Annotated in this window: 24 protein-coding genes; 6 read left to right on the forward strand and 18 right to left on the reverse strand. The window is 55.7% G+C overall.

The genetic code is table 11. From position 1 onward, the window contains the following. Positions 1-114 precede the first annotated feature (114 nt). The 5 genes from CRD18_RS10640 to CRD18_RS10660 are packed head-to-tail and all read left to right on the forward strand — an operon-like array spanning position 115 to position 6,594. Entirely contained in the window at positions 115-771 is a 657-nt protein-coding gene (locus CRD18_RS10640; RefSeq protein WP_187406729.1) for a hypothetical protein, read from the forward strand. A 3-nt stretch (positions 772-774) separates the two neighbouring features. Further along, positions 775-4,164, forward strand: a complete 3,390-nt coding sequence (locus CRD18_RS10645; RefSeq protein ID WP_187406730.1) for a transglycosylase family protein — start codon at positions 775-777, stop codon at positions 4,162-4,164. 2 nt (positions 4,165-4,166) lie between these two features. Further along, the gene (locus tag CRD18_RS10650) at positions 4,167-4,769 is read left to right on the forward strand and encodes a hypothetical protein (RefSeq protein WP_187406731.1); all 603 of its coding nucleotides are present in this window, start codon (positions 4,167-4,169) and stop codon (positions 4,767-4,769) included. Positions 4,770-4,792: 23 nt separating this feature from the next. Then, on the forward strand, positions 4,793-5,395 hold the full coding sequence (locus CRD18_RS10655; RefSeq protein WP_187406732.1) for a hypothetical protein: 603 nt from the start codon (positions 4,793-4,795) through the stop codon (positions 5,393-5,395). Between the two features lie 41 nt (positions 5,396-5,436). Next, positions 5,437-6,594, forward strand: coding sequence for a hypothetical protein (locus CRD18_RS10660; RefSeq protein ID WP_187406733.1), 1,158 nt, complete (start codon positions 5,437-5,439; stop codon positions 6,592-6,594). 24 nt (positions 6,595-6,618) lie between these two features. Here the strand turns inward: CRD18_RS10660 and CRD18_RS10665 are convergent, their stop codons facing one another. From CRD18_RS10665 to CRD18_RS10720, 13 genes are all read right to left on the reverse strand, one after another. Further along, on the reverse strand, positions 6,619-7,407 hold the full coding sequence (locus CRD18_RS10665; RefSeq protein ID WP_187406734.1) for a hypothetical protein: 789 nt from the start codon (positions 7,405-7,407) through the stop codon (positions 6,619-6,621). Between the two features lie 105 nt (positions 7,408-7,512). Further along, the gene (locus CRD18_RS10670) at positions 7,513-7,743 is read right to left on the reverse strand and encodes a hypothetical protein (RefSeq protein WP_187406735.1); all 231 of its coding nucleotides are present in this window, start codon (positions 7,741-7,743) and stop codon (positions 7,513-7,515) included. 82 nt (positions 7,744-7,825) lie between these two features. Continuing rightward, positions 7,826-9,826 carry an ADP-ribosyltransferase gene (locus tag CRD18_RS10675; protein ID WP_187406736.1) on the reverse strand — a complete coding sequence of 667 codons (2,001 nt, stop codon included), beginning with the start codon at positions 9,824-9,826 and terminating at the stop codon, positions 7,826-7,828. Between the two features lie 144 nt (positions 9,827-9,970). Beyond that, on the reverse strand, positions 9,971-11,623 hold the full coding sequence (locus CRD18_RS10680; protein ID WP_187406737.1) for a DEAD/DEAH box helicase family protein: 1,653 nt from the start codon (positions 11,621-11,623) through the stop codon (positions 9,971-9,973). A 5-nt stretch (positions 11,624-11,628) separates the two neighbouring features. Continuing rightward, entirely contained in the window at positions 11,629-12,120 is a 492-nt protein-coding gene (locus CRD18_RS10685) for a hypothetical protein (RefSeq protein WP_187406738.1), read from the reverse strand. 229 nt (positions 12,121-12,349) lie between these two features. Further along, positions 12,350-12,853, reverse strand: coding sequence for a hypothetical protein (locus CRD18_RS10690; protein WP_187406739.1), 504 nt, complete (start codon positions 12,851-12,853; stop codon positions 12,350-12,352). 20 nt (positions 12,854-12,873) lie between these two features. Then, positions 12,874-13,398, reverse strand: coding sequence for a hypothetical protein (locus tag CRD18_RS10695; RefSeq protein ID WP_187406740.1), 525 nt, complete (start codon positions 13,396-13,398; stop codon positions 12,874-12,876). Positions 13,399-13,494: 96 nt separating this feature from the next. After that, positions 13,495-14,193, reverse strand: a complete 699-nt coding sequence (locus CRD18_RS10700; protein ID WP_187406741.1) for an HNH endonuclease family protein — start codon at positions 14,191-14,193, stop codon at positions 13,495-13,497. A gap of 187 nt (positions 14,194-14,380) precedes the next feature. Then, positions 14,381-15,094 (reverse strand): tyrosine-type recombinase/integrase, encoded by a 714-nt coding sequence (locus tag CRD18_RS10705; protein WP_187406742.1) that lies wholly within the window; start codon positions 15,092-15,094, stop codon positions 14,381-14,383. A gap of 1,006 nt (positions 15,095-16,100) precedes the next feature. Next, a complete protein-coding gene (locus CRD18_RS10710) occupies positions 16,101-17,273 on the reverse strand; it encodes a hypothetical protein (protein ID WP_187406743.1) in 1,173 nt (390 codons plus the stop codon). A 259-nt stretch (positions 17,274-17,532) separates the two neighbouring features. Then, a complete protein-coding gene (locus CRD18_RS10715; protein ID WP_187406744.1) occupies positions 17,533-18,489 on the reverse strand; it encodes a DUF932 domain-containing protein in 957 nt (318 codons plus the stop codon). Between the two features lie 153 nt (positions 18,490-18,642). Continuing rightward, the gene (locus tag CRD18_RS11175; protein ID WP_255498691.1) at positions 18,643-18,777 is read right to left on the reverse strand and encodes a hypothetical protein; all 135 of its coding nucleotides are present in this window, start codon (positions 18,775-18,777) and stop codon (positions 18,643-18,645) included. A gap of 312 nt (positions 18,778-19,089) precedes the next feature. Further along, a complete protein-coding gene (locus CRD18_RS10720) occupies positions 19,090-19,710 on the reverse strand; it encodes an exonuclease domain-containing protein (protein WP_187406745.1) in 621 nt (206 codons plus the stop codon). Here CRD18_RS10720 and CRD18_RS10725 point away from each other — a divergent pair. After that, positions 19,709-19,867 carry a hypothetical protein gene (locus CRD18_RS10725; protein WP_187406746.1) on the forward strand — a complete coding sequence of 53 codons (159 nt, stop codon included), beginning with the start codon at positions 19,709-19,711 and terminating at the stop codon, positions 19,865-19,867. The genes CRD18_RS10720 and CRD18_RS10725 overlap by 2 nt on opposite strands. Positions 19,868-20,099: 232 nt before the next feature. Here the strand turns inward: CRD18_RS10725 and CRD18_RS10730 are convergent, their stop codons facing one another. The 5 genes from CRD18_RS10730 to CRD18_RS10750 all read right to left on the reverse strand — a co-directional run bounded on the left by CRD18_RS10730 (position 20,100) and on the right by CRD18_RS10750 (position 23,604). Further along, entirely contained in the window at positions 20,100-21,071 is a 972-nt protein-coding gene (locus tag CRD18_RS10730; RefSeq protein ID WP_187406747.1) for a hypothetical protein, read from the reverse strand. Between the two features lie 159 nt (positions 21,072-21,230). Continuing rightward, complete coding sequence (locus tag CRD18_RS10735) at positions 21,231-21,926, reverse strand: DUF2786 domain-containing protein (RefSeq protein ID WP_147739814.1); 696 nt, start codon at positions 21,924-21,926, stop codon at positions 21,231-21,233. A gap of 155 nt (positions 21,927-22,081) precedes the next feature. Then, positions 22,082-22,666 (reverse strand): hypothetical protein, encoded by a 585-nt coding sequence (locus CRD18_RS10740; RefSeq protein WP_187406748.1) that lies wholly within the window; start codon positions 22,664-22,666, stop codon positions 22,082-22,084. 22 nt (positions 22,667-22,688) lie between these two features. Then, positions 22,689-22,961: a hypothetical protein gene (locus tag CRD18_RS10745; protein ID WP_187406749.1), complete on the reverse strand. Its 273-nt coding sequence runs from the start codon at positions 22,959-22,961 to the stop codon at positions 22,689-22,691. Between the two features lie 61 nt (positions 22,962-23,022). Continuing rightward, entirely contained in the window at positions 23,023-23,604 is a 582-nt protein-coding gene (locus tag CRD18_RS10750) for a hypothetical protein (protein ID WP_187406750.1), read from the reverse strand. Between the last annotated feature and the right edge of the window lie 6 nt (positions 23,605-23,610).

The raw sequence follows: 23,610 nt of genomic DNA on the forward strand, positions 1-23,610 counted from the left end.
TCGAGACCGTTCTATCTCCGTGGGGAAAATGAACGCAACAGATGGAAAAGAATAGGCCAGCAGGTAAGCGGATGGTTGTCATAATTTCTCCGACACCAAAGGAGACACCACCTTATGACCTCCATCCGCACCCACCGCAAAAGCAGCATCGCGCTTCTATGTGCAGCAACAGCATTTCTTGCCGCATGTTCGTCTGAGGATGAAAAACAGCCCGAAGAGCAGGTCACTACTGCCACTGAACAGTCTGACCCGGAGCGCAATACCCCGACACGGCCAGTCCCGGACTCCACCGAGACAATCATGCCGACTGTGCGCAGCGCTCCTGACCCGGTTGATGGGCTAACAGAAGATGCCGCGATCGTTACTGCTCAGCGTTTTATCGAGCAGTGGGTGCAGTTTTCACCATCACGTCCCGACGCTAAGCAGTACTGGTTCTCGTCGTGGGAGAAGTCTGCAACATCTGAGTTCCGCGCGTCGATGCGTCGCCAAGCCGACCCACTGTGGTCATGGACGTGGAACCAGGGCAAAAAGACGTGCTGCGTTGAGTTTCCCGGAAAGCCCGAAGCAGTTGTAGGCGATAAAGCCGCGGTTGCCAAGGTTCCACTTGCTCGATGGGTGATGCCTATTGAAGGCACTCAAGCCGAAATTGAACAGGCCATGACTCAGGAGGAGAAAACCTACCTGATTTGGATGACCGCTCGCGGTGAGAAGTTCTCCATCGACCGTGTAGACGAAGTGCCTGCTGACGCAGTTCTGCCTGGCGAGGTCTAGTCAATGGCGCAACAGAAAAGCGATACGAAAGAGGCTGTCAAGCGCGTAGCCGTAGGGCTAATTAAGAAGAAAATTCTCCTTGCCGTTGGCCCGACAGCGCTAGTCATTATCGCTGTCATCATTGCCGTCGCACTGATTATGAGCTTAGGTGTCGTGATTTTCGGTGGTGGCGGCGCCGGTGACAGCGAAGGCGGTACTGACCAACAGTGCTTGGATGTCGGCACACCGACACCACAGCTCGGTGGCGTCACGCGAGGATCATCTGGATCATCATCGGGTGGATCGCCGACCGGAACAGCAGAAATCTCCGAAGATGACTTAGGCCTACCCGTACCGTATGACTGGGTAAAAAACCCTACCTCTGGCTTTGGCCCACGATGGGGATCGTTCCATGACGGCATCGACTACGCTTACGGCCCGGAAGTGATGGGACACCCGATGTACTCGGTTGCAGACGGCACAGTTGTCGCCGCCGGCCCGGCCACAGGATATGGCAACTGGGTGCGCATCATGCATGACATTGATGGCCAAAAGGTGGAGAGCCTTTATGGGCACATCGAAGATGGTCATCTGTATGTCAAGGAAGGTGACCAGGTAAAAGCTGGTGACCACATCGCAGACGTAGGCAATGCAGGATTCTCCTCGGGCCCGCACCTTCACTTCGGTGTCTACCCAGGCGGGTGGAGCCAGGGAGGTGGTGTCGATCCTGAGCCGTGGCTCCCTAAGTTCCAGGAAGCAGCTAAAAAGTCCGGTGGGCGCAGCAGCGGAGATAGCCAAAAGGAGGACAAAGACAGCGATCGGGCTCGCACAGAGGAAACATCCTCCGAAACCGGCTCGACAGACGGCATTGTTTCCGTCGCAGACTGGGAGAAACTGGCCGAATGTGAGGCGGGTGGAAACTGGCAAACCAGCACCGGCAATGGCTACAGCGGTGGACTGCAGTTCGCCGCTCAAACCTGGTCGGCATTCGGCGGCGACGAGTACGCCCCTACTGCAGATAAGGCCTCAAAAGAAGAGCAAATGGAGGTCGCCAACAATATCCTTAAGAGTCAGGGATGGGGTGCATGGCCTGCATGTACTGCAGGGTTTGGCCCAGAGTTTACAAAGCTGAAGCCAGCACCGGAAGGAACCTTCGTCAAGGGTGAGTCATCTGATGATGAGAAGGACGATAAGAGTTCAGATGATGACCAACGCTCCCAAAATGGAAGCAGCAGTGGAAACTCTGCTCGCGTAAAAGCGGGAGATGTCCTGCCGAAGGTCGATAAAGGCAACTACGGAAATGTCAATAGCCCTGTTGAAAATGGTCTGCAGTCTAACGCGCTGAAAGTCATCCGCAACGTTCACGCACGCTATCCCGAGGTGGAAACCTACGGTGGTCTTCGCCCCGGCGACAGGCTTGACCACGGCACTGGCACAGCCATTGACATTATGATTGTGCCTCATACTGACCCAGCGTGGGTCGCGCTCGGCGACGAGATCAACGCTTGGCTGCAGAATAATGCCGAAGACTTAGGCATTAAGTACCTCATTTGGAAGCAGCGTATTTGGCACCCCGGATCTCCTCCCGATAAGTGGGACATGATGGAAGAGCGCGGTGACCCTACGAACAACCACTACGACCACATTCACGTCTCTGTCAATCCAGACGAATCACCCAGTGCAGCCACAGAGGTAAAAGCAATCCCCGGCATGGATGACCCCTACGGGCCACCGGAAACCACTGTCGATGGAAAGGAGGGAGAAGACGCCGGACAACTCACCCGTGAAGACGGCACACCAGGGCGCGGCGCGATCTCCGGTGATACATCCTCGGTTGGCACCGGAAATGCCGCCGATGGGGAAGCGGCAAAGGCTTTCCCCGGCATTAGCCCCTACACCCCGGAAGGGCCACAGCTGGCGATGGAGCTCAATCAAGAGCAGCAATCCGTAGTGCAGGCTATTGACTCGGCCGCAAAGGAATCACGGCTGCCCGAAGATAAGCAGCCCCGAGCAGCCGTACTTGCTGCAGCGCTCGCCGGTCAGTCCAGCAACTTCATCAACCGTCGATCCGCCGATGACCGCAACCGGGTTGGCATCTTTGCCGAAGCTGGATCTCGAAACACCTCCAACCGGCTTTTGGAAGACCCCAAGCAGGTTGCCCGTGGCTTCTACAAGAAGCTCCGCGAGGAATACAAGGACGATGACTCATGGGCTACAGATCCGCTCAATGAAGTCATTGTTCGCCTGTACCCAGAACGAGAGTCCCTTAAAGACGAGCTAGTGAAGTGGGAGAATATCGCCATTGATGCAGTGGCGAAACTGTGGCACACAGAAGGCGCTGAAAAGGGAGACACAATCTCCTGGTCAAAGTTCGACGGAACGATTGACTGCGCCTTGGGGGCGTTCCCAGGGGAAGGAACATCGGGATCGTCTTCGAGGTCGGGCACATCGAGCACGGGTGCTGCACTAAAGGAAGGTGAAGTCCCCGAGGAGTTCGTTAAGTGGATCAAGCTTGGAGCAAAGGTATGCGACGCGGTTACTGAGCCAGTCCTGGCAGCTCAGCTGTACTTGGAGTCTGGGTTTAAACAGCACGGCCACAACAGTGCTGGAGCAGCCGGCTACTCGCAGTTCATCGACGGAACGTGGCAAGCGTATGGCTACAAGGTTGATGAAAACGGTGAGCCCATTGGCCCGCCTGGGTCTGGTGATCGCAACAATGTCGGCGACGCGGTAATGGCGCAGGCGCGATACAACTGCGATAACGCAGAGACTATCGAGAAAGCAATGGATGAAGGGAAAGTCACTGGTGACCCGACCGAGCTTATGCTTGCCGCCTACCAGGCAGGTGTAGGAAATGTTCTCCGGTTTGGTGGTCTGCCGACCGACATCAGCGATGGCAATATGACGCCGGCGGAGTATGCCCAGCACATCGTGGAGACGTCAAAGCAGTTTGAGGATGCCACAAAGAAACCGTCCAGTAGCTCCGATAAGAAGAAAAAGAGCTCGTCGAACGATTTGAAGTCCAAGATCATCGAAGAGGCTGAGTCACAGCTGGGTGTCCCGTATTCGTGGGGCGGTGGCTCACTTGATGGCCCATCGGAAGGATTTGGGAACGGTGGCGCAGGCATTATCGGCTTCGACTGTTCAGGCCTGACTCGATACGTGGTGTGGCAAGCCTCAGGAGAGAAAATCGACATCTCACGCAGCACCAGTTCGCAGCCGCAGTCGAAGTACTTGCGCAAGGTCGATAAGCCCGAACCTGGAGATTTGGTCTACACCCCCGGCCATGTCGCCATCTACGTCGGAGACGATAAAACCATTGAAGCCTACGACATTGGTGAAGATGTCCGGTACGGCAAGTACAACCCCAACAGCACTGCTTACGAGGTTGTTCCAGGTGGAGAAAAGGAGTAGCTATGAGGCATTTAGCACCCGCCATGCGGAAAACCGTGGCAGCTGCGTTATGTGCAGGATTGCTGTGCAGCGCCGCTGCTTGTAGTCGGGATCAGGGGGAGCCGGTAGAGCAGACCATTGAGCAACACGACGAGATGATTAGCCGAACGATGCTCTATCCCAGCGATCTCACTGTTGATTACGCGCAGCCGGACTCCGTGGCCACAGCATTTGTAGAAATCGTTGAGAATCACGATGCTGCTACAGAAAAGGAAGAATGGGCAAGCGTTGCTCGCGCGACAGAGCTGATGACCCCGGAGTCAGCTGCTGCCTACACGTCGGATTTTAATGGCGGCACTGAGACGCGCTGGGAAGACTGGGTGCGCTGGGAGGCTTTCACCACAGCGATTCCGGCTTTCGCTGATGACGTGAGGCCGCCAGATACGGAGAACGAGGTTTTCCGCATTGTTGATGCGCATATTCAGGTTGAAACTCCCGGCGACCATGCGGCTCATGACGTTGTTCGCACTCATTTCCTCATGCTTCAGAAGGTAGATGAGTCATGGCAGGTTGCTCGTTGGAATATTTCAACGCCCGTCGATAAGGCACAGGAGTCTATGAAGTGAGAAAAACACCACGATTTCTACTTGTGGCAGTAACAGTCAGTATCGGTTTGGTTGTGGCATCATGTGGTTCGGATTCTTCCGATAAGGCAAAGAACCCGCAGGATGACCTTCCAGAGCAGACTATTCGCACGACCACGGAGAATGCCTCGCCGCAAATGGATCGAGATTCCTTGCCTCAGGAGTCGAATACAGAAATTAATTGGTCAGATCCAACGGATGTGGCGAAGAAGTGGCTGGAGTTTCGCACCACGTTTCTGGCCAGCGATATTTCCAACCCCGATGTGCTCATTGAGCGCTCCAACGTGGCAACCACCGACGAATACAGAGAACGCAGCGCTCCTGTGACCAATCCTGACATTGTGCGTACTGGAAGTTGGTTCAATGCCGGCGAAGATCCCGATGACCCAATTGTCCTTGTCACGTCCCTCGTGGAGCTGGCCGATCGTGCTAACCCCGTGTTCGCCGACGATGTAGTCACTCAGAGGGTGCTGCGCACTGAAGAAACTCCAGTGGCTGCTTCCGGGAAAAAGTCGAAGCCACGTAAGCAGCGGGTGGAGGTGTCCCTAAAGAAGGTCGAGGATCGCTGGCTGGTTGATGATGCACGATTTATCAACCTGGATAATTGATACCGGCCAGCAGGTCTCATCCGTGCGATAGGCTGCGGTGCATGAGCACCACACACGCCACAACGCGCATAATTCAGTCCACTGAGGTCGATACGCGATGGAAATGGCTCCTGTTCGTAGGCAGCGCCATCGCGGTGTGTGCGATGCTGTATTCACTGGATTTCGGTCCCGGCAAGGCGCTAGTTGATTTCTTGATTGTTGTAGGCACTGTCCTTGGTTTGTGGGCGATTGACCGTCGCCCAACTAGGCCGGGGTTATGGCGTCTTGCCCCTGCCGCAGTGCTATCTGCCGCGGTGCTGGCTGCTGGATTCAGTGGCCAGGCTTGGGTCGCATTAGGGATTGCCCCGGTCGGCTTCATCGCGGCAGAAGTCTTTTCTGTCGGCCGACGCGAGCTCAAGCAGCTCCAGGCTGATGGCATATCTAGCGAGGCTCGGCCATTTGGTTTGAAACAAGCGTCGTTTCCAGCGTGTAAGCGCGACCTCCGACGTTATGAAGAAGTCCGTGATGAAGTTCGGGAACTGCCGGAGCCAACGGTGGCTCTAGAAAACAGTGCCAAGGCCGAAATCCTTGCTGTTAACCGCTCGGGAATCTTCCTGTTTACCCCGATCGAGTTTGACGGCGATTTGGTGCGCGATATTGCTTACCAGCCCGCGAGCCCGACGGAACGCGCTGCCAGCGACGAGAACTGGATGCGGATGCTGCATATCTACTCGACGCACATTTCAACCCACGGTCGTTACAAAGCAACCGCGGAAGACGGCCAGAGCGTAAACATCCCTGACCTCGATGAGTTTGTTCTACGTTTTGCTGACGTCTACGGAGATGAGGCATTTCTTGCCACCGACGAACTAGCTGTCAGCGAGTTCATCGCCAACAGCGATGTCGCAGTGGACGAATTGCTGCCGGCGCAAACTGTGCATTCCGCCGCACAAGCTGCTAATCGGCTGTGCCTGCGCGAAGACATGCCTATTCACATTGTCTACGTGGTGTTCGGAGCACGAATGGATTATGGCTTCGGGAGGGTGCGCATCGAGCGTGATGGAGTGCTCTTTGGCCAGGGCTGGTTATGCGCGCCAGGGGATATTGAGAATTTCCTTGACCACATGCCAGAAGCCCTGACACAGGACTCGCATGTGGATGCGGTTGCGCAGGGCTTTAAGACGTTGGTGAATAAACCCGTTATGACAATTGGCCAGTAGGCAATCGTCGTAACAGATCTGTGGCTACTTTTCCCAGTAGACCTGGTTGGTGAAAGTCCCGGAATTGACTGCGGACTTGATCTGATTAGCGAGAACAAGCGCCGATGATTCCGCTGCTTCGTCGCCCTTCTGCTCGCTATCGGCCTCAACGAGCACCCATGCGGCTGCATCGGGGCGAGCATAAACGCCGGTGGTTAGTCCGTACTTTTTATCGTCGTACTGTGCAATGAACTCGGTGGCTTGCGACGAGATGTTGCTGACCTCCGGGGCCGCTAGTCCTAGTTCTTCTCCCTTAGCGAATGCGGAATCCATGATGTTGGAGGCGCCGCGCAAATCATTGGCGGTTACCTTCGTGACCGGAATCATGGATGCGTCGTCCAGCTTCACCTCATCGAGCTTCACGTGGCTGGCATCGGCGGCCATGACGGTAATGGTGATGTTGTCCAAATCTCCGCGCTGCTTCTTGATGCCAAGGTTCTTCACCTCGGCAGTACAGGGCGTAATGCCGTCCTGGGCGGTGCCGCTTTTGAAATCAACAGTGACATCCTGCCAGGTTCCACCCGACTGCATACTGTTCCAGCGCACCAGGTTTTCCAACCACGCTTGGTAATCGTCGGCGCAGCCCTGGCTTGTCATCGCAGAAATGGTCGCATCGGAAAGCTGCTGCTTCGGCTTGGTTGGGGCCGGCATGTCATCCGACGATGAAGAAGAGCCTCCGTCGGTCTTGTCACCGCAGGAGGCAAGTCCGAAAACGCTCAGAGCAACGGTGGTGGCGACAAGCGCAGTCTTGGTGAAAAAAGCGGGTTTACGCATCTGTGTTCCTTCGTGGCGCGAAAAGCTTTTGGTGTTTCAAGTAGTAACTACTAGCACCCGTCCGCTTCCCGCACAGTGCAGATGCAGAAATCCGATGGGAAGCAACTAAGGAGCGACCGGAATATCGGCTGGTCGCGTCCATTCCTCGCCTTCCTTCAGGTAACTCTTCCAGAACTCGTTGCGGTAAATTGCGCCAGCGAGTGCTGCAACATTTCGGGTCTCGCCTTCGTCGAGATCGTGGATCCGGGCTAGACGGTCAGCGATGACTGAGGGCAATTGTCCGTCACGAAGGTAGTCCGCGACAACATCGCATTCAGATGCAGTGAACTTAGTCATCGTTCTTCCTTCCTGGTAATCACTTTCTGTGTACTTGCAAGTTTATTATGCGACATCGTTGTTTACTCCTGGCCGAAATGAACTATGCGGCCTTGGCCATTGCGGAGTCGAGCACGCCATCTTGTGCCTCAGCTGCCATTTCTTCGTCTACGAGGTAGACCGTGGGCATTCCGTTGATTCCTTTTTTCTCCACCCGCACGCACCGCATTTGGTGGCCTGGGGCGAGGATGACTTCATCTTCACCGGAGAAATTCGAGATCGCTTTTACCGGCAGGCCATTGCGTGTGGAAGCCACGATGAAGTATCCGTTGCTGCTGCCCCCGGAAAATCCTGACGCGGTTCCTGGGTTGGTTGTGAAACTGGAAACCTTGCCCATTTCCACGCGAGAGCCGGGGGAGAAGGCAGTTTCAAAGTACTCGTCGGCTGTGCCTTTCCACCCGGAGGGAATGCGGGTGCCGCGGGCAATCTGGATGGGTTTATCAAGAATGGGCTTTTCTTTGAGTGTCTCAAAGGCTTTCTCTAGCCGTTTGACGGTGGTGGCTGTGGACTTTGATGGTGTCACTCCGTCACGGCCAGTAATTGCAGCGTTGATCGCTTTGTATGAGCCGCCTGTGTATGTGGTCAGAGCCTGCCTCTGAGTCGGTGGTAAAGCATCGAGGAACGGCTGGGCTGCTTTCACAAGCGGCGTTTGCTGAGACAATGAAATAGCGCCCGAACCAGTATTGACGAGATTGCTGCCGGATTGGCTGAATCCCCATTTGGCTAGATCGTCCTTAGCACCGGAGATAACCGAGTAGTCCTTGGACGTCACACTTCCCCAGGCTCGAATGCCCGACCGATACATCGAGTCGTACACCGACTTATCCATGTCAGCGGGAATTGGCGAGTGGTCGAAGTGTGGGATGATGCCGCCAAAGCGGGTCGGCGTGCCCAATGCCTGCTTCTTGGCCTTGTCGTAGGCTGCTTGTGCCTCAATTGTCGAAGCGCCAGCTTTAAGTGCGGCCGTTCGGGCTTCTTCACCCTTGGCTTCGGCGTTGAGTAAGCGTACCCGTTTTGCGTGTCGCGAGACCGCATCGTCAATAGCGACGTCAATTGGGCCGGTGACAGTGAGGTCTATGACCTTTTCTTTGACGTCAATGTCAGTCAACGCCTGCTTGACGTATTTGCGTGCTGCTTCCTTTGATGTGCAGTTTTCGAGCGCTTCCGACATGCTTTTCAGCTGCGCATCACGCTTCATCTGCCACACTTGTTTTTCCAGGTCGGAAGCGTCTTCAGGCAGAGAAGTTAGCGGCTGAACTTTCGGAAGTCGGTTGATCTTGGTGACGGCCTCCTTCTTCGAGTAGGCAGAGCCGATGGGATAGCAGATGCCATTGACCTCTTGGTACAGCGAAAAGTCAGAAGCGCCATTGCGGACGATGACACCACCGCCATCGAGCCTCCGGCCTTCAACAGGCGTATCGGAGCCATGCACGATTACTTGCGCAGTTTCGTAGACCGAGGAATCGCGCTTGCCCATCTTGGTGGAAATCTCGCCGCCGATCGCCGCGAGAGAGTCCATGTCGATACCGGAGTTCTGCACTGCGACCTGTTTCAGGGCTTCAATGCGCTTAGGGTTATCCTTCAGGTTTGCCAGAAACGCATCAGTTTCCTCGCTAGAGGTAAGTTCGCCGGCAACAATCTTGTCAATGGCCTGCAAGATTTCTTCGTCTGACGAGTCGGCCGGAATCGCAGCGATGGTCTCCAGGGCTGCCTTTTGCTCACCAGTGACGGCTTCCTTCTTGGCTGATGCAAGAATTGCGTTGAGTTTGTCCTGGTCGATGCCATTATGGGCGGAAGGTAACTTAGTTTCGTCGAGAATCTCCTCGGCGTTGAGGTCGAGGGACTGGATGACATCGCCGAGGAGGCTCGGGGGAGACTTCTTTACCAGTTCGGAGGTCTCTTCCATGCCTATGCTGTTCAGGTACTCAGCGAGCTTTTTTCGTGCCTGACGTGCATTCCTGCGGTTGGCCGCGGCCTTGGCCTTCGCTTGTGGACTATTGCACGATGGGCACCTGCGGCCGCCATCTTTTACGTTTCGACACATGCCCGAAACATAGGTAGCGACCGCTTTTTATGGGGGTAATTTTTCCCATGAAATAGTCAAGAGTGGGGAGCGTAGCCGGGAAGATCGCGCATCCTCATCCAGGGGTGTCACGTCCCCAGGGAGCTTCATTCTGCAGTGCGGCTATTAGTCGAACGCTGACTGCATTGGTAGCCAGTCGGCACCGAAAAGTGATGCGAGGCTCGCGAGGAACGATGTGTCAGCATCGACGCTGGTGGCATTGACGATGAGCCTCTCGGTCATTCGCTGAGCTGCTTTTTCTTCGATGGTGTTTTCTCCATAGAGGAGGAACCACGGGCAATGCTGGCCATCGCGATGTGCTCGTCCCATCATTTGCTGGGCGGCGATAGCCGAGTAGCGCGGTTGGTGGAAATAGCCACGGCGCGGCGCTGCGGTGGCCACGGTTCCATCGGCGAGCTGCTCATTGGCGTGAAGTGAAATGCTCGACACTGTGTTGATGACCGCGACTTTGCAGCGGCCACGTTGGAACTTGATCCGTTCCTCCTCCAATGTGTCACGTCCCCCGTAGATGCGAGCTACGGGCTCGCCGCGGTCTTCAAGCAACTGGGCAATAGGATCTGCTGCAGTCGTGACATGCTCCACCGCAACGAGCACTTGGTAACCGTCCTCAATGTCAGCAAGTACCTTTTCGACAGTTTCTTCTACCCGCAGGTACGCCGCCTTTTGCCGAAATCGCGTCAGTGCAGCTAACCCCTTTGCTACATCTGCTCCGCGACGTGCCAGGTGCATTTCCCTCTGGAAATCTCCCCACTCCAGCAAATACTGGCGCATCTGGTCAGGGCTGAGCGTTACAGGCAATGCCTCCATCTCTGCCGCACCCCACGGGGCGGGCCGGTTCAGCATGAGCGGCGGATCGCTACGCAACAGCCAGTCGCGCACCTTCATGGCGACCTCAACACTGTCGTGCTTATCGACATCAATGCCCTTGCGCTTTAACGCCGCATCCAAGTCTTTCCACGCTGCCACAGGTTCTCCATGAATCTGCGCAAACAGGGATGCCAGATACCGATACTCGGTCGGCGAGTGAACTGGAGTAGCGGTGACGCTGATGCAAAATGGCACATCCTTCGCCGGCGCCACATCGAGTCGATTGATCCGTCGCATTCGGGCAGTACGTTGGGAGTCGCGACGGAAGACATGCGCCTCATCATTGATGACCACACAGGGGTTCAGACGAGGCTGGCCATTGGGGTGGAGCAGTTTCTTCAGTCCTCCATCGCTGCTGACGATGATCCAGCGAAGACCTCCATCGCCGACAGATGCGATTGCTGACCGCCACATCGGAATGCTCATTCTGGCTGGTCGATCTACGGTGACAACGACAGTGTTTCCACCTCGAAGAGAACAGATTGCCTTCGCAGCGATGATGCAGGCCAGGGTCTTTCCTGTGCCAGTAGCGTTGGCCACAAGGATTCCGCGCCAACCTGTAGCCGCTGCAGTGACAATCGCTCGCGCATCTTCTATTTGTTCTGCGCGTGGGCTTTTGGGCGCCGCGCTAGCTCGCATCGTAGGTGTCGAGCGTCGATTGATCTGATCTTGCACCCAAGCCAGGTAGGAATACGGCTTGGCTGCGTATGGCTCCAGGTCATCCGGCACTTTCTCGCCCACATACAGTGACGCTTTGATGTCTTTGCGGTAGGACAGTCGCGAGTCGCGCATTCCCCACGGAAGCTCTAGAAGCCATAACTGCTCCCCTGCTCGTGGAGAGGGGAGCGGGGGAGCAGCGGTAGTCTTTTTCTTCCGTCGTTTCCTTGCCATGCGCTCTATGCTGCCAACTGGTTGCTGCCCTCCAGCTGATTCACCATGTCTGCGAGCGTGGAATCCAGCTCTGAGTGAAAGGTGCGGGAGCGAGCACATTCAGCGATGGCATCCCAACGGGCTGCAGCGTCCTTAAATACGCTCCGCAGCTCCGGCACAGTCAATCGGAAAGTAGGGCACAGGATAGTGCCGATATGGCGTGGATTGTTCTGGTTAGTGCAGACCACGAACTCGTGGTGCACGTACTTGCCCTCGCGAGGGATAACCAATCGGTCGCAGGTGTAGCGAAGGTTGCCGAGGACAAACGTAGGCACATCGTTGACGCTGAGGGGGTCAACGGTCGCCCCGAGCGCATTGAGCGCTGAGTAGAGACCATCGAGGGAGGACGTGCGGTGAATCTTGTGGTTGGGGCGCTTGAGCATAGAGTCAGGAAGGTGCTCAGCAGGCTTGAGGGCAAGAATGTCCGCGTCAATAAACTTGGCAGTGCTGTCAGTCATGGCGTGCTCCTTGGGGCGGTGAATGTGATGGTCTTATGGTCGCAATCACCACCAGCTACCTGGCCGGTAGCTTAGGTCCTCCAATGACTGCCTATTTAGGCTTGTGAAATGGGAAAATGCCCCAGTATTGAGAAAAGCGAAGCCGGACAGTCAATGTTTCGTCAGCTCTTCTCGTGTGGGGCATTTGTCTACTGTAGCCCTGCTTCAGTAGGGCTACTCCGCTCTATAGCTAGAACTCGGCCTTCTCAACTCTGGACGTGGAGAACACCGCGATAACGCACGAGCCAAGAATTAAGGCGACTGAGACAAGCGGTGTGAGATTTCCCTGAAAAAGGCCGTCACGCACAGTGATAACCGCCACTGCGGCGGCTCCTAGTAGAACGACAGCTATCGGGAAGAGGTTTTCATTTCCTGAACCGAGAACTGGAATATACAGAAGGCCGACAAGGGTCGCTAGGATAGCTCCGATTGCCGCGCCAGTTGCACAGTATTCGACGCCGAACCCCGGCTGATTTCCTCCGGCGCTGATAGCAAAGTCAACGAGGAATGCAACTGCGAATACGATGACTCCGCCGAGGACGCCCAGAATAATCATCGAGGTAGCCAACTGTTTCCAGTCAAAGCGGTCGCCCAGGCTCGGGGCTGAATTATCAGCTGGCTGGCCGTAGACGTTCTGCTCAGTAGGGTACTGGTACTGCTGGTACTGGTTGTGCGGTGAGTACTGGTTTTCCATGTTGTGAACTGCGCTTTCTTTTAGGCATCATCTTCGGTTGCGCGCCGTTCGTGGATTGGCGTCGCAATGTCTTCCAGGCTTCGTCCGTCCCTGCCTTCCAGAAGCTTCTGACAGTTAAGCTTCATCGACGCATTCCAGCGAAGCGCGATACGCAATACGTTGTCTTTAACTCCTGATGTTTCGCTGCTGGCTACGGACTTGAAGACCTCTGCCATCTCTGTGAGCACCCAGGGCTCGGCGGCAACGAAAATGCGGCAGATCTTTGCTGACGTTGCGGCGCTCAAGTTCACGTAGGGATTCCCGTCGCGGTTGTCTGGTGCAATGAGCATCCCCTTTTGGTCTTCGATTGGCGAGAGCCGCCACGGTGCTGGGTAGCAAGCACTTACTTCAGCGACGCTGATGACGCGGTTAGCTGCCGTGGTCAAGAATGACGCGACTGATTCTGGCGTGAAGTCGCCATGCGTGATGTTGTCGGAGTTTGCAGCGAGCTTTTCGTCGAGTGATCGTGCTGCGAAGTAGTCAATTTCCTTAGTGGGAGAAGACATGTTTTCGTCCTTCGTGTGGTGGTGTTTTTCCGTGGTGAGTATAGGGAAAGCCTGCTTTCCGCAGGGGTGCGATAAGCAGGCCGATAGCTTTCCCGTTTACCTGTCGCAGGTGTCTAGCTGGCGGTGTAATGCTTCCTTTTCGGCAGCGGTTACCCACAGTTCATAGATGGTTTTCACCTCAATCTGACTTTTGGCGTAGTCGCAGCGGTAGCTCTTAGATGGGGGCAACCAGGTCGCTGCATCGCCGTCGCCTTTTTGGGAGTTGAGGGAGTCCATCGTGGCAACAAGGTTGCGTGGATCGTTGGCGAAGTTGCGGCGTTCCTTGGCGGTGAGCTTCTGCGCACCTTTTTGCCATGCATCGGAGAGGGAAACGATGTGGTCAATGCTGACTGTGCGATCGTTGTTCGTGCGCTGGTACTGGACTTTCTTACCGCTGTAAGGGTCGTGAAGAAGACCTGATTTCACTTTGCAATCGTCGGTGTTGGGAACGAATGCAATGTTGATGAAATCTCTGGCCTTAATGTCTTCATTGGTAGGGCAGTTGTTGTTGCCGTATTCGACGTCTACGTTGTCATCCCAGCTCTTTCCGAACTGTGCGCGTGAGTATCCGGTCTTGGGTGCGCGGCCTTTGACGTCTAGTTGGTTGAGTTGGTCGCGAGCTTTGTCAACGCTTTGGTCGCTGACTGCGGAGGGGGCTGACGTGGGCTGTTCTGCTGTGGCGTCTGGCGAGGTGGGTCCGAGTACTCCAATCGCAATCGAGAGGATACCGGCGAGTATGGAACCCGTGGTGGACATAGGAACTCCTGCTTGTGGTGTGTGCATGGTGGTGCCTACGAGTGTTGCATGAGAGCGCTTTCTGTTGGCCGAGGTTGGCTATTTTGCTTGGTGTGGACAGTCATGGCCGTGTGCTGTGCGACGCTGTGCGGCGTTGAAACGCAAAAGCGCCCCTCCAGTACTGCTCAGAGGGGCTAGGTGGCGTGCGTTATTCGACCATTTTGTAGATGGGGTTGCGTTTAATGGCATCGCGGACGTGGCGACCGGCGCCGCGCGTGTAGCGTTCTGTCGTGTTGATTGAGTTGTGCCCCATAAGGCGTTGGAGTTGGTAGACGGTGACATCAGGATCTTCTGCCATCATGGTTGCGAACGTGTGGCGGAGCTGATGATTGAGTGACCCCTTGGCGCGGTATCCGGTGATGCCGGCGCGTTTATAGGCGATAGATACTCGGCTTGTTAGCGTGGTGTCGTTGATTCTGGTGCCGTCTGTTTTGATGAATAGTGGCTGGTCAGGCGCCCATCTACTGAAGCTGTTGCGCGATGTGTCGTTAACTGTTTCTGGCAGGCGGGAAGCGCGAGAGACTAGGTATTCGTCTATGGCTTCTCCCACTGGCTTCTCAATGGGGATTTTCCGTTCTTTGCCGCCTTTTCCTACTACTGTGATAGTTCGTGCGCCGGATTCATCGAATGTGGGAGAGACGCTGCCGATGTTGAGTTCGCATAGTTCGTCGGTACGGACTCCGGTGGCGAGCATGAGGAGAATCATCGCGTAGTCTCGCTGCCACCATTGCCGGTATTTGTCGGTGCGGTATTCAGGCTGGGGGTCGGCGAGGGTGCTGAGTAGGCGTTCGACGGCTTCTGGGGGAAGGGCGTTGGGGACGGATGTTCCGTGGTTGCCGTTTGCGGAGGGGACTTGTGCCATAGGGTTTCGGTCTATGATCTCGTGCGATACAAGGTGGTGCAGCATTCCGTTCCATGCCGCCCAGCATCGTCGGTGTGAGGATGGCGCGTGGTCGGCGGCGTATTCCGCGAAGGCGTCGGTGAGTAGGTTTCGGTCTATGTCCTCAATCGGGATTGGTTGGTCGCGGGGTATCTCTAGCAGTTCACGGATTATGCGTTCAATGGTGCGGAGGTCATTGACATAGGCATGAATTGTGTTGTCCGATAGTCGTTGCGCTTGGCAGTGCGCAAGGAACATTGTGGTTGCGTCATCTACTGTGCGTACAGGTGTTCCTGTGCGCCACCGGTATCGTTTGGGTGCTGGCTTCCTTGTCATGTCTATCGTCTCCATTAATTGCTGTGCGTTCTGTCTAGCTCTTTATTTACTGCTCGTGGTTGCGTGTCCCAACTTGGAACATTGTTTTTCTCGCTAGTTCTGCGCCACACTCATATCGCCTTATATTTGTCACAGTGACATTATTGGGCTGATGCGCCTAACATATTCAGACCACTAGAAGCAAGGGTTAGAGCGTGCCGGTAAAACCATCGACAACCCCTTGCTGGATCGGCGTTTTTGACCGTCGATGCCGTGGACACTCACAACCTTCCATCGACACCTCTACACGACCATTAAACGCTCATTAGTCCTGGTAGTCGGCTTTTCGCCTCAGATTGTTCAATGATCTGCAGAGTGTCTTTTTGCACTCAATCCCGCCTTGCGGGGAGGGGGATTTGAGCCAATTCTACTTTACGGATAATTGAGATTATCCGTTTTATCACCTGAAAATTCCCGCCTGTGATATTCCTCACACATAAATTGGTGTACGTCATACTCATTCATGCTCTTGTGTCCTGTAGTAGCACTAATGACTTCCGTAGGTTCTCTAGACTCCTATAGGACATCGAGACTCGAACGATACTAGCAACGTCGTATTGGCCATCAAGCGTCTAACGTTTGACGGCAATCTCACATCACATGCCGCCACTCATTAGCTCGGCAGTCGAATCGGCATGAGAACGTAGGACGAACTACTGACTCCCGGAATGAGCTCGCCGTCATCTTGCGAGCTGGCAGGATTAAAGCGAATCGGGCGACGTGACGCATCTTCCTCAAGGAATAGCGCCACTTTGTCACAATCAATGCAGCGCAGGCCATTAAGTAGGTACTGCAGATCAACTCGGAAAAGTGCGCTGCCATGACCGCTCGCTCCACAGTCATGCAGTTCAGCCGGCTCACTCTTGGTAGTTGCCAAGCATCGAACTCGCCCATCTTGCATATCGAAAGTCACGTCCCCATTGCGAGACACGCGCGGAGCGGCATTCTTGATCGCCCGTTTGAACTGCGCTGTGTCAATCAGCACGACCGACGTAGCCTTGGCTGTAAAGAAGACTCCCAGCTCAACTTCCGGATCGTAGGCATTAATCCTTGTCATAGCTTCCTCGGAGGAAAGTATGACAGCATCGCCACCACCCGCCAATCGGCACTCTACCTCGCCATTTGACTGAATCGAACGCACAAAGTTCTCTACCAGGCGGGCATCAATCGTGAAGCGTCTATGCGTACTATCGGGCTGCTCGCATAGAGGGGTCACTTCCAGAACTCGCTTTGCAATCCTAATGCGATCCGTGGCAAGGAGAGTGACTTGATTTCCCTCACAGTAGACGTAAAAGGACTCTAGCATCTGATGCTTTCTCCCCTGTGCGCCCTGCAGCTCGCCTCGTGCTACCTCAATTGCGGAGATAGCCTCCTTGAATGCTTTTGCAGATACGCGGAAATACGGCTCCGAATCGGGGTTGCCAGAGGTGACACAAGGGGCGAACGACGGGCTGGATTCTGCCTGAAATGCCATTTCACCAGCGGAGATGGATAGATCGACGAATGCCGTGTCGGCTGCCGGGTCTGACAGAGTGGGCGTTGCCGACTCGATGAAGTTGCGGAACTCGGTTGCGTTGCAGGTCATGCAGATTGCATCTTGGGTATCGACAGCGCAGATCCAGCGCGATGCGTAGTTCTCGTTTTCGCGGCACTCCAGGTAAAGGCTACCGTTTTCAACACGCAGGGCTGCGACCGTAGTGCTCGTGAGCTTACGGAAGAGTGAGTTAGTTGCGCGGCGAAGCGGTTTAGCGGGAATGGTGACGATGGTCTGAGTTGCGGTAGTCATCGTAGATTTCCTCTCGTGTGTGGCGAACAACTGCGCTTAGTGTCGCAACCACGCTTCACTATCTGGCCGAAATGATTTCCACTACGCGACTACTCACGTAGTCATTCACTCACTACGTGTGTAGTCACCATCTATTTATGCGCTATGTACAGCGAGTATGTGGCTGAACCGTAGTCGGACAGTCCAATCACACAGCCAGTAAGCCCACCCCACACGAAAGCCCTCGGCGGTAGCTACCGAGGGCTCTGAGGGTGTTGCGCTAAGCGACCAGAAGGTCGAATGCCCGGTTTACGGCGTTGGAGCTATTGCGGGTTCGGAAGTTGCGAAGTGCACGGCCTTCGGCTCCGCCCTGCGCTGGCCTAACCCAGTCATTCCACTCTGCAACAGCGTTGTATGCAGCCCACTTCGTATTGCGGCCTTCCTCCTGGGTTTCTTCATTAACGAACAGGTGCATTAGCTGGTCACGGCGCTTTTCCCACGAGGTGACTGCACGCACACCCATTTCCTCATCTGGCTTGGGGAAAAGTGCACCAATAAAGCCATCGAACTCGTTGGCAGTGAACTTGCTCGCTATGAGCGCCTCCGCACAGTCTGCGAAGTCCGCAGCGTAAATCATGGCTCGATGCAGTGTTTCACGCGCTTCGTCCATGCGCTGCTCTGCGGTCTTAGTGTGGCGGATACTCCAGGTGAACTTGTCACCAAATCCTGTGCGCATACCGTTGGTGCATACCAGCCGAGTTCCCTGGATGTCACCGAGGATGGTTCCCCGTCCGGCGTGGTCTGCGGAGAGATTGATTGAGAAGTCAATGATGTCATAGCCGCCGACGGTGATCTGTGCTTCTGGCAGTTTCATGCTCAGGAAAGTCTTTCGGCCGTGGTCAAGTTCTCCCGCGTGGGAGAACTCGGCGCCGAGCATGTGTGCAGCGTCTGCGAGGGCAAAGGCATCGGCATTGGCAACCGGCTCGTAGCGGGAGCCAACGACGCCAAGAGTGGTGAAGTTATCATCACGCATAATCAGGCGCTGGCCTGGAATGGAGGTGGTGATAACTCCTTCGTCTGTGAGCAGCGAGATCTTTTCTGCGGGCTCTTCGATGATGTTCCAATTCAGGTCGGCAAGTTCGAGGGCGTCATCGAGGCTTGCCGTGTGGGAAATGTCTGTACCCAATGTTGCGGTCGCAGTTTGTCGGGTGGTGCGGGCAAAGGTTGGTGCAGTCATGGCGGCTCCTTTAGGTCGTGTGGATAGCGGTGATGCGTTCAGCATCTCAACACCACTTCCCGGCCTGGCCGAGCTTGCGAGCAAGAGCTTTTGTTGCCGGCGGCGTCAGCGTACTGGTGCTGGACAGTTCCCTGCACTGGAGGATTAACGATCCTAAAGAAACCCGCTTGCGCGGGGAACGTAGACCATCAGGCCGAGGAGGAATTGCCCCGCATACAAAACCGGAACGTCCTCAGCTCGCTGGAGACAATTGGACTGCGCAGTTAAGCCCAGCGAAGTCTTGGACATTAAGAAAGGACGGTAGGAGCAACCTACCGTCCTTTCACCAAAAACCGAGCGGGCTTTCTTAGGGGGAATGCCGGGCGCTCGCACCACACTAAAAGTGTATCCATCGCAGTTCGACAACTGGGATGAACACTGTCGATTGTCGCACGTGATAGTGGGGTTCTCAACGCATTGCAAAGCTACTTTTTGGCCTGCAACTACAGATGTAGTTACGTGGTTCAAGAGTAGCCAGGTGGAAGCCGCAATTCTTTTTGTGATGTGAACCATACGGAGCTACCCCCTCCCCTAGCCCCGACTAGGTTCCATGTCGATTCCCTATGCAGCGAGGGTGCCCGCAAGCTCTCCGCGGTTCGCCATGAGGGTGATTGCGCGGCGCGCGAGGTAGGCGCTGCGATGAAGGTCATCAATGACACGGTGAGCGCTACCACGAAGACCCTGAGATGCTGGCGCTGGTTGCCTCGCCTGGAACTGGTCACCGTCGATGCCGAGGGTTTCGGTGCAGATAAGCACCAGGCTCGTTGCGTCGATGCTGCGGAAATGGAAGGCATCGAGCAAAAGGGGCATTTCGGCTGACAGGAAGGTGCGATCCAGAGTGAGCGATGATCCGAGCATGAAGGGTTTGTGCTCTCCGAAGTGTGTGGCGACGAACTCTAGTGCGCGTTCCTGTACCTTGTCCACGCTGATGTCTGTGGGGTTTGCGTGGGCGAGGTCGTTGAAGAGCCCGTTTTTGGTGTGCATTTGATGTACGTAGGGGCTGATGCCTTTGTCGATGTGGTTCTGTGCGACCGGAGAGGCTACGAGGGATTGGAAGTGTGCTCCTGGCTGCATGTTGCGGTCGAAGGCGACGAGTCCAACTTCAAGCAGGCCAGCCGGGTCTTCTCCGTAGGGGTCGATGCCTGTGGTTTCGACGTCGAGGCCGAGGTAGGTGTATTTCATGGTGTCCTCTTCTCGTGTGGTGGTGTTTGGTTTCACTATGCCGTGGCGCCCGGATTGGCTGGCCGGTTGGCAGTCGAACAGGTGCGCGACGGGGTGGACAATCGATGCCCGCATTGGGGAAAACGCCTGGTTGCGGTCGGTGTGGGGCGCTGGCTAGTCGTGTTGGATGGAGATGAGTATCGGTGGCGTTCGCGTCGCGCCCAACGGCTGCATCTACCCCTTTCCCACGCTGTGCCTACACCTGTAGTCACTACTTGACTACAGGTGTAGTCCGAAAGGTGTTTTAGTTCCCTGAACTGCGCTATCGGCAGTCGCTTCGGTCTCCGTAGCCGACGGACAGTTGGTACTCTCTCGCGCCCCGCCGCAAAAAGGGGGTCGCAGCCGCGAGACTAGCCCGCCAGGCCTTCTAGCAGCTCCTGCTCCAGTACTTTGTCGCTAAAACGGTTGAAGAGATCGACGGCACGGTAGTAATCGAAGTCGTGTGGAGAATGGACTTCCAGGGCTGCAATGAGTTCATCCCGGCAGCGCTGCACCTGCCCTCTCACCTCGCCGAGCACCTGGTCAACGGGCGGCGCTGTCCACGCCGGAGAGGCTTCATCGAGCACGCTCATGGCATCGAAGTACTCGTTGCCGCACCTCTGGCGGATGTCGTTGGTAAGCCGGAAGAAGGTCTCTCCTGGGTGAACATCATCGCGCCAGTCGATGTCGGCCCACGGTCGCACGATTGAATCGTTGTTGTGACATGCAGGCCGCAAGACAATGACAGGCTCTGAAACAGCATCGGTCAGCACGCCGTCTATGAGGGCAACGTTGCGTAGCGCTGTTCTGGCTATCCGTTCTGCAGCATCGAGCGCGGGCTCCGGGTTGGTGACAATCCAACCGCCTCGTTTGGTTCGAGTGAGAGACTGCATTGGTAGATCTTGAAGCTCAATGGGGTGGGCATCGAGATGCCGGTTTACTGCCGTGCTGTCGAGGTGAGCGATGCGGCAGTAGATCTTCCAGTCCTCGGGGATGTTGTGGATTGGTTCTTCCCTGCGGTAGGGAGTCCATCGGCTAGCGGCGTCGTCGGAGAACCTTTCTTGGAGGTCGCTGCCAGTGGTGTTTCCACTGTTTTTATCCCAGTAGGTTGCGGTTGCCTCGTTAAAGTAGACACCATCTGACGGGTCATAGCCGGTGAGGTTACGGCTGATCTGAGTGCCCTGAATGCTGGGAATGGTGACCTTGATGGGGCGCATGAATTGTGTGCTACGGGGGAGAATCTGCCGCCCTTGGGCGTACGGGAGGGTCACGACGATAGGGAGCGTGACGCTGACGGGTTCGTGAGCGCTATTGGCTCCGCATCGAGCATTGGCGATACTCATGGGAAACCTTCTTTCGCGTGGTGGTGTTTTGGTTCCCCTGCAGTATTGGGCACAGTGTTGTAAACCTGGCCGAAACTGTGCGATCGACGGCAGTTCGAGCCTGTCGGCTGTGGACACTCCCCTGCTTTCCCACCCTGCTTAGCAGGGTATTTGGGGTTTCTAGCGTGTCAGTGCTGCTCGTCGCGAGGAGAGCTTTTGGTCAAGGTCAAGCTTGCGGGCTTCTGCCATGCCGGCTTCGAGAGCGGTGGCGCTGAGTGCTGCTGTCCGCCGGGTGGCTTTTACGCGGGGGAAAGCTTTATTGAGTGCTGCTTTTGCTCGCAACTCGTCATCAGCAAGCATGATTTCCGTGCCGACGCCGGATTCTTTTGCGACGTCCTTATCGGCCTTGGCTAGACGGATTTCGACTCCGTTAGAGAATCCGTACATGTAGCTGCGTCGCAGTTGGGTGGTGTTGAGCGCGGAGAGCGCATCGGCTTTCTGCTTTGTGGCTCCCGCTGCCATGATGTTGTTGAGCATGGGAAACAGCATCATTACGCGCTCGATGTGGCGTCGCGCGCCAAAGAGGAAACCTGTCTTGTCGGTGAATACCACCCGGCAGTGCAGTGCTCGGCTGATTTTGGTCAGTAGGTACTGCTGAAGTGGGATGTAGCGACCGTGCAGGTGCACGATTTCGCGGAGAATGTCGGAGGGGTTGTGCTCGGCATCTTTGATGTCGGATTCCTTTAGCCCGTAGCTGGCAAGCAGTGCGAATGCCTTTTCTTGGAAGGCGTCTCCTTCAGGTGTTCCTGCTCGGTCTTGTGCCTGTGCCAGCAACTTTTGAATCTTGGTCTTGATTCCGTCGATGTCCTTTGCCATTGTCCTGTCTCCTTCTGTGCGTGCAATGCGTGTGTTGGTGATGGGTTTAGGTTCGCATTCGCAGTGGAGAAACTGGCCGGTTTAGTTCTGCGGGGATTGTGCTGTTTTCCCAGTTGTTCGCTGTTTTTTTGGGCGGACAGTCGATTGCTGCGGGCTTAGTCTAGGTCGAGTTGGTGACGCAGTGATGCGGCGGGGAGCTCTCCGAGTAGATACGTGTGGAGCAGTGTGCGGTGTTGGTCGCCGCCTCTGTCGAAGTAGTCCTTGGCAGCGTCGGAGCCTGCGGTGACGGTGGCAGTCAGGTCAGCGTGGTACTTGATTTCCCGGAGCTTGTGGGATGCCGCGCGACCTATTGCTGTGGCGGCAAAGAAGAAAATGACGGCGATAGCGGCGAAGATGAGCCCGAGGCTGCTGTTTGTGGGCGAGATTGCCCATGCGAGAAGTACTAGGAAGCCGGACACTGCCGTCATCATGCTTACCAGCGCAATCATTCGTTCGAGGGTGGTGGTGCGGGGCTTTTGCAGGTGTCGGCATAGTGCGCGGGCGACTACCCATTCGCCGGCAGGAGTGCCGTTGAGATCGCGGATGAGCCTCTGGGGAGCAATGAACGTTTGCCCTGATGGGTCGATGCCAGCGGTGGCGCCGATGCGGATGCGGTTTGGTTGTTGGGTATTCAGCATCTGGCTGTAGCGGGATAGGGTGTCCTCCCACCAGGGGTGATGGGTGCGCGAGGGTGACGGCATGGTGTTGCGATGTCTCCTCTTTTTAGAGGTAGGCGACGATTGCGAACCCACAGTCGATGTAGGCAGCATCTGAGCGGTCGATGCCGTTGACGTCGAGGATAGCGCTGAGCTGGTTTTCCCAGTCTCCTTCTCCTGTGAATGGTTCGTCGAGGTAAATGTCGGTCTTTTCGTTTCCGAGGGTGACGGTGATGAAGTCTGCCCCTTTGTCTACGTAAAGGTGTCCGGCGCATTCGGTTCCGCTGAGTGGTTCGTAGATCTCGGGGTCGTGTTCGATTTCTTCGATGTAGTAGGTCATGTTGGTGTTTTCCTGGTGTTGGGCGCAGGACGTGGGTGTGTCACGTCCCCGGAAGGTCGGGCTAGATTTCGGATAGTTGTGCGGCCGCAAAGACGCGGCCTTCCAGATCTTCAAACGATGTGGGCTGCTGGAAGCGGAAGTCTTCGCTGTTTACTGCCTGAAGGTCGAGGATGAGAACTTGGCTCGCGAGTTCCTCTAGCTGACAGACTGGAGCGATGACACTGGTTTTGATGGACTTTTCAATGGCTGCGCCTGTGGTGTCCGCGATTCCGGCGGCTTCAGCTTTTTCACTGATGCTCTGGGCTTTCCGGGCAAGCTGATCGACTTTGAGCATGTTTTCAAGGCAGTCGAACAGTCGGTTCGTCAAGATGGCGCCTGTCGCATTGCGTTCTCCGAGGATTCCTTTTTTGAAACAGTCGGAGTGAGCAATGGCGCCGATGGCCGCGACTGCTCGATCTGCGTATTCGACTATGTTGTCGTAGCGGAATGCGGCTCGCTCAATGACTGGCGCATCAGGGGCTGGAGCGGGCTTTTTCCAAGTAAACCAGCGTCGTTGGGAGCTCTGAGGTTGAGCTGGGGGCGGAGAGTTTTTCGTTACCGCTACCCAGCCTGCTGCGGTTTCTCGTACACCGGGGATTGGCATTGCGTA

It is taken from the genome of Corynebacterium sp. LK31 (assembly GCF_014335015.1).
Classification (GTDB): Bacteria; Actinomycetota; Actinomycetes; order Mycobacteriales; family Mycobacteriaceae; genus Corynebacterium; species Corynebacterium jeikeium_D.

Excerpts from the sequence above, each read along its gene's own strand:
- CRD18_RS10720 (WP_187406745.1), bottom strand. The coding sequence starts at position 19,710 with ATGAAATACACCTACCTCGGCCTCGACGTCGAAACCACAGGCATCGAC.
- CRD18_RS10750 (WP_187406750.1), bottom strand. The coding sequence starts at position 23,604 with ATGCCAATCCCCGGTGTACGAGAAACCGCAGCAGGCTGGGTAGCGGTA.
- CRD18_RS10740 (WP_187406748.1), bottom strand. The coding sequence starts at position 22,666 with ATGCCGTCACCCTCGCGCACCCATCACCCCTGGTGGGAGGACACCCTA.
- CRD18_RS10670 (WP_187406735.1), bottom strand. The coding sequence starts at position 7,743 with ATGACTAAGTTCACTGCATCTGAATGCGATGTTGTCGCGGACTACCTT.
- CRD18_RS10700 (WP_187406741.1), bottom strand. The coding sequence starts at position 14,193 with ATGTCCACCACGGGTTCCATACTCGCCGGTATCCTCTCGATTGCGATT.
- CRD18_RS10730 (WP_187406747.1), bottom strand. The coding sequence starts at position 21,071 with ATGAGTATCGCCAATGCTCGATGCGGAGCCAATAGCGCTCACGAACCC.
- CRD18_RS10645 (WP_187406730.1), top strand. The coding sequence starts at position 775 with ATGGCGCAACAGAAAAGCGATACGAAAGAGGCTGTCAAGCGCGTAGCC.
- CRD18_RS11175 (WP_255498691.1), bottom strand. The coding sequence starts at position 18,777 with ATGTCCAAGACTTCGCTGGGCTTAACTGCGCAGTCCAATTGTCTCCAG.
- CRD18_RS10680 (WP_187406737.1), bottom strand. The coding sequence starts at position 11,623 with ATGGCAAGGAAACGACGGAAGAAAAAGACTACCGCTGCTCCCCCGCTC.
- CRD18_RS10745 (WP_187406749.1), bottom strand. The coding sequence starts at position 22,961 with ATGACCTACTACATCGAAGAAATCGAACACGACCCCGAGATCTACGAA.
- CRD18_RS10735 (WP_147739814.1), bottom strand. The coding sequence starts at position 21,926 with ATGGCAAAGGACATCGACGGAATCAAGACCAAGATTCAAAAGTTGCTG.
- CRD18_RS10685 (WP_187406738.1), bottom strand. The coding sequence starts at position 12,120 with ATGACTGACAGCACTGCCAAGTTTATTGACGCGGACATTCTTGCCCTC.
- CRD18_RS10705 (WP_187406742.1), bottom strand. The coding sequence starts at position 15,094 with ATGGCACAAGTCCCCTCCGCAAACGGCAACCACGGAACATCCGTCCCC.
- CRD18_RS10650 (WP_187406731.1), top strand. The coding sequence starts at position 4,167 with ATGAGGCATTTAGCACCCGCCATGCGGAAAACCGTGGCAGCTGCGTTA.
- CRD18_RS10715 (WP_187406744.1), bottom strand. The coding sequence starts at position 18,489 with ATGACTGCACCAACCTTTGCCCGCACCACCCGACAAACTGCGACCGCA.
- CRD18_RS10725 (WP_187406746.1), top strand. The coding sequence starts at position 19,709 with ATGGTGTCCTCTTCTCGTGTGGTGGTGTTTGGTTTCACTATGCCGTGG.
- CRD18_RS10690 (WP_187406739.1), bottom strand. The coding sequence starts at position 12,853 with ATGGAAAACCAGTACTCACCGCACAACCAGTACCAGCAGTACCAGTAC.
- CRD18_RS10695 (WP_187406740.1), bottom strand. The coding sequence starts at position 13,398 with ATGTCTTCTCCCACTAAGGAAATTGACTACTTCGCAGCACGATCACTC.
- CRD18_RS10675 (WP_187406736.1), bottom strand. The coding sequence starts at position 9,826 with ATGTGTCGAAACGTAAAAGATGGCGGCCGCAGGTGCCCATCGTGCAAT.
- CRD18_RS10710 (WP_187406743.1), bottom strand. The coding sequence starts at position 17,273 with ATGACTACCGCAACTCAGACCATCGTCACCATTCCCGCTAAACCGCTT.
- CRD18_RS10660 (WP_187406733.1), top strand. The coding sequence starts at position 5,437 with ATGAGCACCACACACGCCACAACGCGCATAATTCAGTCCACTGAGGTC.
- CRD18_RS10665 (WP_187406734.1), bottom strand. The coding sequence starts at position 7,407 with ATGCGTAAACCCGCTTTTTTCACCAAGACTGCGCTTGTCGCCACCACC.
- CRD18_RS10640 (WP_187406729.1), top strand. The coding sequence starts at position 115 with ATGACCTCCATCCGCACCCACCGCAAAAGCAGCATCGCGCTTCTATGT.